We start from the raw sequence: 6,138 nt of genomic DNA on the forward strand, positions 1-6,138 counted from the left end.
TGTGGCGATGAAGCGATCGCTCATACTAGAATTCAAACACCAGCATTAGGTTGGAGTACCCCCATGTCCTTGCAAGAACTCCAAAAGCAGGTTCGCCAGTTGTCCGTGAGCGATCGCCTCATACTCATCAGTACTATCATCCAATCCTTGCAAGATACAGCCCAGGATGAAGACTGGCAATATCTAGTAACACGTCCCCATCCTTGGCGACGGCAACTCTACATCAAAGGACGCAAACTCCTTGCCTCAACCGTCTGGCAAGACATGATGGCAAACGAGATGTCTCCAGAACAAGCAGCAGAAAACTGGGATTTACCTCTAAAAGCAATCTACGAAGTTATTCGTTATTGCTCAAGTCATCGGGAACTGTTGAAGCTAGAGGCAGACGAGGAACGCTATCGCCTAGAAGAAAAAGGAGTCTCACTTGAGCCTACGACTGCTCCTTGATGAAGACTCCCAAGCAAAATACCTCGTCAATTTGCTTCAGACAGCAGGTCATGATGTACTTACTGTGAATGAAGCAGATTTGATGAGTCGGTCAGACTCTTTTGTATTGGACTATGCAAGACAGCAGGAACGAGTGCTATTAACCCGTAACTGTGCTGATTTTCAGGAACTTCATCAGGCTAATCCCGTACATCCAGGTATCTTGGCAGTATTTCAAAACCCTGACCTAGCTAAAAATATGAGTTACCAAGCGATCGTGCAAGCAATAGCCAATCTCGAAGCAGGAAACTACACCATTGAGAATCAGTTTGTCATTCTGAACCAATGGCACTACTAAAGAGAGATCGCAATCTGCAATCGTCAAGCGATCGCTAATCCTAAAATTCACCAGAACAATATTTTCCAGCTACTCGCAGCATAGCCGCCAAACTTTTTTCTACATCAGCATCCGTTGTTGCCCAAGACGAAACACTAATTCGCATCGCCGTCTGCCCTTGCCAAACCGTACTGCCACACCAACAAGTCCCCTCAGCTTGAATATCAGCAATCACCCGATGAGTCGTTTCTGCATCCCCAAAAGACACTAAGACTTGATTCAACACCACATCGTTGAGAACTTGGTATCTAGCAGCTTTTAACTCCTTGGCAACGTGTCTGGCATGGCGACAGGTACGCTCAATTAAATCTGCCAAACCAGAACGACCGAGCGATCGCAATGCTGCCCACACTTCAACGCCACGCGCACGCCTCGATAATTCAGGAGTATAGTCTGACGGGTTGCGCTGCTCGCTGACGGTGGGTAAATACTCCGCAGTAATCGCCATTGCCGCTTGCAACGCATGGGCATCGCGAACAAACGCCAACCCACTATCATACGGCACGTTCAACCACTTGTGAGCATCGGTCGCCCAAGAATCTGCCTCTTCCATACCAACGGTGAGGTGCGCCAATGATGGAGCGGCCGCTGCCCAGAGTCCGAATGCGCCGTCTACATGCACCCAGGCTCCTACTTCTCTTGCGCGATCGCAAATTGCTTTAACTGGATCGCACGCGCCTGTGCTCACATTTCCGGCTTGAGTACAGATAATCGCAGGACGAGTCAGGGATGGAATGGCATCCGGACGCAGCCGCCCCTGTCCATCAACGGGAACTTTCACCACTCGGCTTCGACCTAATCCTAGCAATCCTAAGGCTTTCAACAAGCTTGGGTGTACTTCCTCGCTAACTGCAACCGTAATCGGTGGCGCACCAAACAACCCGTCTGCTTCTACATTCCAACCCTCTCGTTCGAGTACGGCGTGGCGGGCAGCGGCTAATGCGGTAAAGTTAGCAACGGTTGCTCCCGTAACGAAGGCACCCCCGCAGTCGGCGGGGAGATGCAGTACGTCGAGGAGCCAGCGCAGAGCTACCTGTTCTAGTAAGGCTGTGGCTGGAGTGATGCGATAGAGTCCACAATTTTGATCCCACGCGGCGGCGAGCCAGTTGGCTGCCAAGGGGGCAGGCAGGGAACCACCCGTGACAAGTCCGAAGAAGCGGGAACCTGCTTGTGCGATTGATGCAGGTGAGCCAATTTCATCGAGCTGTTGCAAGACGAGTTCGGGTTCAACAGGTTCATTGGGGAGGGGTTGATCGAATTGGATGAGATTAGCGATCGCGTCCGCCGTTGGCGCAACTTTCCGAGCGTCCAAGCCTTCAAGATAGCGAATCGCGAATTGGGCTGTTGTTTCCAAGAGTTTTCGCATATCTTCTTCCTTCCATGCACCAAGCTAAACAATCCCGCATAAGCGAGCATAGCGCTGATGGAATGATTTTTGGATGCAACAAACTGCCGCCACGCCTCAATAGGAATAAGCTCCTGTACCTAACCCTCTTTTGTCACTCTCGGAAAATCACGCTCGAAGCTAAACTCTGAAAGCTTCCAGACGTAAGGATTCGAGGCGTGAGTTTCTATCAGAAACTCAAAAATGTAGACCTATTGCGAGACCTCTTGCCATATCAGGGTTTCAGCGTTTGCAATCACCCAGAGTGACAAAAGAGGGCTAAAAAAGATAATTTTAAACAGGTAGGGCTGAACAGCGTTAAAACAAGTCTGAGATAGCCTTTTAAAGAGGTTGTTCAGGTCGCGAGAGGGGTTCTTCAGGCAGCGGGATAAACTCGGTTTCATGTGGAACCTGCTCAAACCGTCCGTTCTTCCAGTCCGCTTTCGCTTGCTCAATGCGATCGAGGCGGCTAGAAACAAAATTCCACCACTTGTGCCGCTTACCGACAGGTTCACCACCTACCACAATGCAACGAGCGTCGGCTTTCGCACTAATGCTCACAGTCTGATTGGGATTCAGTACAATCATTCGTTGTGGCTCCAGCGGTTCGCCATCTATGTTCAGACCGTTTGTAACACTGTAGACGGCTTGTTCACTATAGTCCGGAGGCAGCGTGAACTGGGTTCCACTCGGCAGTTGTACATCAAGGTAAATCATCGGTGAGAACGTTTGAACGGGTGATGTGCGACCATACGCCTGCCCTGCAATCAGTGTGATTTCGACACCCCCATCTTGCCAAACGGGGATGTCAGTAGCTGGGTAGTGACGAAACCAAGGTTCAGTCTCCTCATGTTCCGAAGGAAGTGCGAGCCACGTCTGGATGCCATGTAGCCGTCTTTCGCGACTCCGAACCGCATTGGGCGATCGCTCCGAATGAACAATGCCACGACCCGCAGTCATCCAGTTCACTGCTCCGGGATGAATTTCTTGAACAACCTTGAGACTATCGCTATGGAGTAGCACCCCTTCAAACAAGTAAGTCAGTGTTGCTAAATTGATATGCGGATGCGGTCGCACATCCATCCCTTGACCCGGTGCAAAGGTAGCTGGGCCGAGATGGTCGAAAAAGATGAATGGTCCAACCATCTGCCGAGTTGCGTGAGGCAAGATGCGCCGAGCCTCAAATCCGCCCAAATCTTTAACTTCGGGTTCAAGAACATCACCAATGCTGTTGGACATAGCAAAGATTACCCCGTAATTCTGACCAAAGCCTGATTAATTTTCTAATCTTAGAGTAAATTTTCCCCGAACCCAATCCCAGTCGTTTTGCCACCTGGTCGCAAGACTGCCCGAGTTGATGGCAACATCCAGGAAAATTTTCCTGGATGTCTCGACTTATAAGGAAGCTAAAATCTGCGCTCTGAATTTGCACATTTCACCACTGCTGTTTGAGATGATTGGCTTTTCGGTTGATATGCTTTGGCATATTAAAAATAATAGCGATCGCGGTCATGTTTGGTTGCGGACAATACTGATGCAACTTTGTGTATCCTTTCGGAGAGATAGAACGGGACTCAAACCAGAGGACATTGCAGCTGAAGGAGAAACTGGAGAGACGGAAGTTGTGAGCAAGCCAGTTCGGTTAGCAACAATATCCGTACCTGGCTTTGTCCAAGTTGCGGAACACATCATGACAGGTATATCAATGCGGCTAAAAATATTGTTGCTGAAGCTCTAAAGCTTCTCGCCTCTGGGACGGGGCAACTGCTAGCGGAGGGAGCGTAAGACCAAAATCAGGGAGAAAATCCTCGGTGGAAGCAGCTCCCTATGAGGATAGAAGCGTAGCTTCTACCCAGAACGGATGACGTGTGGTAGTTCAAGTGGGCTGCACACCAGCCAAAATCAAATCAATTGCTTGCTTTACGTGCAATTGGAGCATTTGTTTACTCAGCATTCGTTTACCTGGAAAAAGATGCTTGATACCCTCTCTACCCAGGAAGTAGAAAACACAGATGCCCATAATGTCAGTGCCAGTAAACCGGGGTTCTAGAGGACGAAAGCTACCATCTGCAACGCCTCGCTCTAAAATCGCGATCAATTGTGCGTCAATGCTCTGGATGTTGGCACGCTTGTAATACTCGCCTTGATTTTGCAGGGCTTCGTAGCACATGATGAGAGGCCAGTTAGGATTTTTAACCAATATCTCCAGCAGGCAGCGCACAAATTGCTCTAATGCAGTCTTAGCTGGTAACTCATCTAACGCCAGCTCTTGTAGTGGACGAAAGTATCTGTTAAAGCCCCGTTCTAATACCGCCTCATATAAACCTTCCTTGCTGTTGAAGTAGTAGTAAATCATCGCTTTAGTCACGCCCGTATTAGCCGCGATCGCTTCAATGCGGGCATTAGCAAGACCGTGCCGAGCAAATTCTTCGACGGCTGCATCGAGAATCTCAGCCTGGGTTGCCTCGCGATCGCGGGGACTTCGGGCAACCTTGGATGAGCGTTTGACTTTGGTTGGGCGAGCCACAGATACAGGGAGTTTCAACTAACCTTCACGTTAATCAGCATAAACAGGAGCTTCCTTGCATGTCAAAGGAAGTCTTCCGAAGCGCATGTTTCAGGCGTTGACACGGGCAAATAATTTCCTCTAAACTAAACATCGCGTAGGTTAGTTTATAAAGACGAAACTTAACTGTGGCAGGTAATCGGATGACACAAACAGCGAAAAAAGTCCTTGTGATCGGCGGCGGAATTGGAGGTGCGGCAACGGCGCTTGCTCTTCACCGTGCTGGGTTGGAACCTGTGCTTTACGAGCGAACCGAAAAGTTGCGGGAAGTGGGTGCTGGAATCGCACTTTGGGCGAATGCTACCCATGTTCTGAAACAGTTAGGCGTGTTGGACGATGCGTTACGTGTGGGCGATGTGGTTACGAACTATCAGTTCTTATCCCAAAAAGGCAAAGAACTGGTGAACGTAGGTGTAGATATCCATGAAGTACCAGCCATCGGTATCCATCGCGCTGATTTGCAGGCACTCCTGTGGCAGAAACTGCCGAGCAAGCAGTCTGTTTTGGGTCAGGCGTTCGAGCAGTTCGAGCAAGTCGGAACCCAAGTTCGCGCCCATTTTGCTGGAGGGTTGGTAGACGAGGGGGATGCGCTGATTGGAGCCGATGGACTTCGTTCGCGGGTGCGAACTCAACTGTTTGGTGAAGCTCAACCGATTTATCGAGGAATGACAGCGTATCGGGCGCTGACTGCTTACGTTCGTGGCACCTACAAACCGGGTTACATCTGTGAATTCATCGGTTCCGGCAAAGCCTTTGGATTTCTGAGAATCGGCAAAGGGCGGATGTATTGGTACGTGGCTTCCATTGCCTCACAAGGACAAGCCGACGCACCTGTCGGACGCAAACGAGAGCTTCAGGAAATGTTTACGGATTGGCCTGAACCGATTCCCGAACTGATTGCTGCCACTGATGAAGCCAGTATTCTCAAAAACGATCTGTGCGATCGCATTCCTATTAAAGAATGGGGTAAGCAGAACATCACGTTGCTAGGAGATGCCGCACACCCAACTCTGCCAACGATGGGACAGGGAGCGTGTATGGCACTTGAAGATGCCCTGGTTGTTACCAAATGTTTGCTAGAACAAGCAAATCCCGCAGATGCTTTCCGTCAATATGAATCCCTACGGGTTGGAAGAACCAAAAAGATTGTCGAACAATCTTTGGCGATCGGCAAATCGTTTCAAATCGAGAATCGCGTTTTTATCGCCTTGCGAAATACATTGATGAAGCTTTCCGCAAAACAGTTTGATAAGGCGTTGCTGAATCAAGGTATGAGTCATGGAGGAACAGGAACATCCCAGAATTTAAGATAGTGAAGTAGCAACCGAACTGAGTGCTTCAGCATTTCTACCGACTTTGAATAGC

7 protein-coding genes and 1 pseudogene are annotated in these 6,138 nt (G+C 49.5%); 4 read left to right on the forward strand and 4 right to left on the reverse strand.

Annotation, left to right across the window (positions count from 1 at the left end):
• The first annotated feature begins 63 nt into the window (after nt 1-63).
• Nucleotides 64-447 carry a hypothetical protein gene (locus H6F74_RS25150; RefSeq protein WP_190425458.1) on the forward strand — a complete coding sequence of 128 codons (384 nt, stop codon included), beginning with the start codon at nt 64-66 and terminating at the stop codon, nt 445-447.
• Nucleotides 425-784 carry a DUF5615 family PIN-like protein gene (locus H6F74_RS25155; RefSeq protein WP_199301617.1) on the forward strand — a complete coding sequence of 120 codons (360 nt, stop codon included), beginning with the start codon at nt 425-427 and terminating at the stop codon, nt 782-784. The genes H6F74_RS25150 and H6F74_RS25155 overlap by 23 nt, the downstream gene beginning before the upstream one ends.
• A 40-nt stretch (nt 785-824) precedes the next feature.
• On the opposite strand, the gene H6F74_RS25160 is transcribed toward H6F74_RS25155, so the two are convergent.
• Nucleotides 825-2,189, reverse strand: a complete 1,365-nt coding sequence (locus H6F74_RS25160) for an aminotransferase class V-fold PLP-dependent enzyme (RefSeq protein ID WP_190444870.1) — start codon at nt 2,187-2,189, stop codon at nt 825-827.
• A gap of 360 nt (nt 2,190-2,549) precedes the next feature.
• Nucleotides 2,550-3,446: a pirin family protein gene (locus H6F74_RS25165; protein ID WP_190444871.1), complete on the reverse strand. Its 897-nt coding sequence runs from the start codon at nt 3,444-3,446 to the stop codon at nt 2,550-2,552.
• A gap of 414 nt (nt 3,447-3,860) precedes the next feature.
• On the opposite strand from H6F74_RS25165, the gene H6F74_RS31205 reads away from it, so the two are divergent.
• Nucleotides 3,861-3,992: a zinc ribbon domain-containing protein gene (locus tag H6F74_RS31205; RefSeq protein ID WP_190444877.1), complete on the forward strand. Its 132-nt coding sequence runs from the start codon at nt 3,861-3,863 to the stop codon at nt 3,990-3,992.
• A gap of 91 nt (nt 3,993-4,083) precedes the next feature.
• On the opposite strand, the gene H6F74_RS25175 is transcribed toward H6F74_RS31205, so the two are convergent.
• Entirely contained in the window at nt 4,084-4,752 is a 669-nt protein-coding gene (locus H6F74_RS25175) for a TetR/AcrR family transcriptional regulator (RefSeq protein ID WP_199301619.1), read from the reverse strand.
• A 164-nt stretch (nt 4,753-4,916) separates the two neighbouring features.
• Here H6F74_RS25175 and H6F74_RS25180 point away from each other — a divergent pair, with 164 nt between their 5' ends.
• Nucleotides 4,917-6,086 carry an FAD-dependent monooxygenase gene (locus H6F74_RS25180; protein WP_190444872.1) on the forward strand — a complete coding sequence of 390 codons (1,170 nt, stop codon included), beginning with the start codon at nt 4,917-4,919 and terminating at the stop codon, nt 6,084-6,086.
• Here the strand turns inward: H6F74_RS25180 and H6F74_RS25185 are convergent.
• Nucleotides 6,050-6,138 (reverse strand): annotated as a pseudogene (locus H6F74_RS25185) (IS1 family transposase); the annotation flags it as partial. The gene H6F74_RS25180 and the pseudogene H6F74_RS25185 sit on opposite strands and share 37 nt — an antisense overlap.

It is taken from the genome of Trichocoleus sp. FACHB-90 (genome assembly GCF_014695505.1).
GTDB classification, from domain to species: Bacteria; Cyanobacteriota; Cyanobacteriia; order Cyanobacteriales; family FACHB-T130; genus Funiculus; species Funiculus sociatus.

Bases quoted from the DNA above. Each gene is read 5' to 3' on its own strand.
- H6F74_RS25160 (WP_190444870.1), bottom strand. From the start codon at position 2,189: ATGCGAAAACTCTTGGAAACAACAGCCCAATTCGCGATTCGCTATCTT.
- H6F74_RS25180 (WP_190444872.1), top strand. From the start codon at position 4,917: ATGACACAAACAGCGAAAAAAGTCCTTGTGATCGGCGGCGGAATTGGA.
- H6F74_RS25150 (WP_190425458.1), top strand. From the start codon at position 64: ATGTCCTTGCAAGAACTCCAAAAGCAGGTTCGCCAGTTGTCCGTGAGC.
- H6F74_RS25165 (WP_190444871.1), bottom strand. From the start codon at position 3,446: ATGTCCAACAGCATTGGTGATGTTCTTGAACCCGAAGTTAAAGATTTG.